This window comes from Bradyrhizobium sp. Leo170 (assembly GCF_004296405.1).
Classification (GTDB): Bacteria; Pseudomonadota; Alphaproteobacteria; order Rhizobiales; family Xanthobacteraceae; genus Bradyrhizobium.
Window position 1 is genome coordinate 1 of the sequence record NZ_PSRR01000643.1, and the last position, 2,064, is coordinate 2,064.

Sequence of the window (2,064 nt, forward strand, 5' to 3'; positions counted from 1 at the left end):
TGCAACCGGCACCCGGCTTTCCCTGCGCCCTCCGTATTCGAGGAGGGTGGAAAGTGACGCAAAGCTCGGGCGTAACGCGCCGCGAGAACGCAGATTCACATCCTCATGCTGTTTGAAATTCAAATGAGAGCCCCATCCCCGTCATTGCGAGCGCAGCGAAGCAATCCATCGCGCCGCTTGCGGAGGCATGGATTGCTTCGCTCCGCTCGCAATGACGAGTGAGACGCGTCCGCTTAATCGTCCACGTCTTCCTGCGGGCGGCCGAACAGGTGCACGATGCCGGGTGTTGCCAGCGTCACGAACACGAAGCGCGAGAGGTGGTGGGCGCCGACGAAGATCGGGTCGATGTGCAACGTCAGCGCCAGCGCCAGCATGGCGTCCATCGCGCCGGGGGCAAAGGCGACGACGACGTCGGAGAGATGGACCTGCGTAGTCAGCGTGATCGCGGCAACGAAGATCGCGGAGATCACGATCGCGACCGCGAACGAGCCGAGCCCGGCATTGATATGGCTGCGCAAGGTCGAGAGCTTCATCCGTGCAAAGCGCGACCCGATCAGGGCGCCGATGCCGACCAGCGCGACGCCGCGCACCCAGGGCGGCAGGCCGCCCTCGATCGCGCCGATCCCGTGCAGCAGGCTGGAGGCGAGCATGGCGCCGAACATCCAGCTTGCCGGAAATTTCGCCCAGCGCAGCACGAGCGCCGCGCCGATGGAGGCCGCGATCAGCGCCGCGAGCTCGAGCGGCGAGGCGCTGGCGGAGGCGATGGTCGGCGGCGCCGCTGGCGCTATTCCGAGCATCGCCAGCATCAGTGGCAAAGCGGCGGTCAGGATGATCACGCGCATGGTCTGCACCACGGCGATCGCGGCGACATCGGCATTCTTTTCGATCGCGAGCATCGTGATCTGAGACAGCGCGCCGGGGCTGCCGGCGAGGAAGGCCGAGGTCTGGTCCCAGCCATGCACGCGCTGCAGATAGTAGCTGCTGCCGAAGATCGAGCAGACGGTGGCGAGCGCCAGCAGCGCGATGGTGAGCGGATAGGCGCTCACATGCTGGATCAGTTGCCGCGACACCAGGGAGCCCAGCGAGATGCCGAGCAGGATCAGCACGGTCTGGGTCACCACCGGCGGCACGGTGAGCGGCCGGCCGGCGAGCGCGGCGATGCCGACCGCGATCATCGCGCCGGAAATCAGCCCGCCTGGCAGGTTCGCCCACAAAAACAGCAGGCCGCCCGCGGCGCCGATGACGAGCGTCTCGGTCGTATTGAGGATGTTCGCGCGGCTGGGAATGGCAAGCGCCATCGATGCGGGGAGCAGGTTCACGATGGCGTTATGCCAAATCCGCAGGCCCGCGACAAATGCATCTCGCGATTGCAGCAATGCGCCGGATTTTTGGAGGCCGGGTGCCGCCCTTACTTCGCGCCCGCGCTCTTGTCGGCGGCTTCCTTCAGGCATTCGCGGCGGAATTTCTTGCGCTCCTTGCCGTGCAGGCTTTTCGCATCGGCCTGCTTGGAGCATTCCAGCGAGGCGGCGCTGCGTGCCTTCTTCTCGTCCGGTGACGGCGGCGCCTTGGTCTCGGTCTTGGCGGTGTCCTTCGGCGCGGGCGCAGTGGTTTGCGCAAAGGCGGTGCCCGTCAGCAGGAACGCGGCGAGGGCGGTTGTGGTGGCGAGGGAGGAAAACTTCGGCATGAGGCACACCTCGAATGATTGGATGTGAAACCGTCGTCGCCCGATGCTGAACCGCCGATGAATATCGCCCGTGTCGGTCGCCACAATATTTTGACGGGGCGGTTCGCCAATGCGTTGTCGCAAGTTCCGGTTGCGTTAGGATGCGGCCCTCGTCAACGCGCTGAGGTTTGACGGAAAGGGAGAACAACCATGACAATTCGAGCCAAACTGCTTTGTGCGATGGCGGCCTCGGGTCTCGCCGCATTCGTGATGTCGGCGCCGGCTGAGGCCCTGACCGCGCAGGAATGCAGCGCCAAGTACCAGGCGGCCAAGGCAGCCGGAACACTCGGTGGCCAGAAGTGGAACGACTTCCGCAAGGCCGAGTGCGGCGCGAACGCAAC

At 65.4% G+C, this 2,064-nt stretch carries 2 protein-coding genes and 1 pseudogene; 1 reads left to right on the forward strand and 2 read right to left on the reverse strand.

The genetic code is table 11. The annotated features are described in order from the left end of the window. Positions 1-233: 233 nt before the first annotated feature. Entirely contained in the window at positions 234-1,298 is a 1,065-nt protein-coding gene (locus CWO89_RS43505; RefSeq protein WP_130584308.1) for an AbrB family transcriptional regulator, read from the reverse strand. A 110-nt stretch (positions 1,299-1,408) separates the two neighbouring features. After that, positions 1,409-1,684: a PsiF family protein gene (locus CWO89_RS43510; RefSeq protein ID WP_130584307.1), complete on the reverse strand. Its 276-nt coding sequence runs from the start codon at positions 1,682-1,684 to the stop codon at positions 1,409-1,411. 189 nt (positions 1,685-1,873) lie between these two features. Between CWO89_RS43510 and CWO89_RS43515 the strand changes: the two are divergent. Continuing rightward, positions 1,874-2,064: pseudogene (locus CWO89_RS43515) on the forward strand (hypothetical protein); the annotation flags it as partial.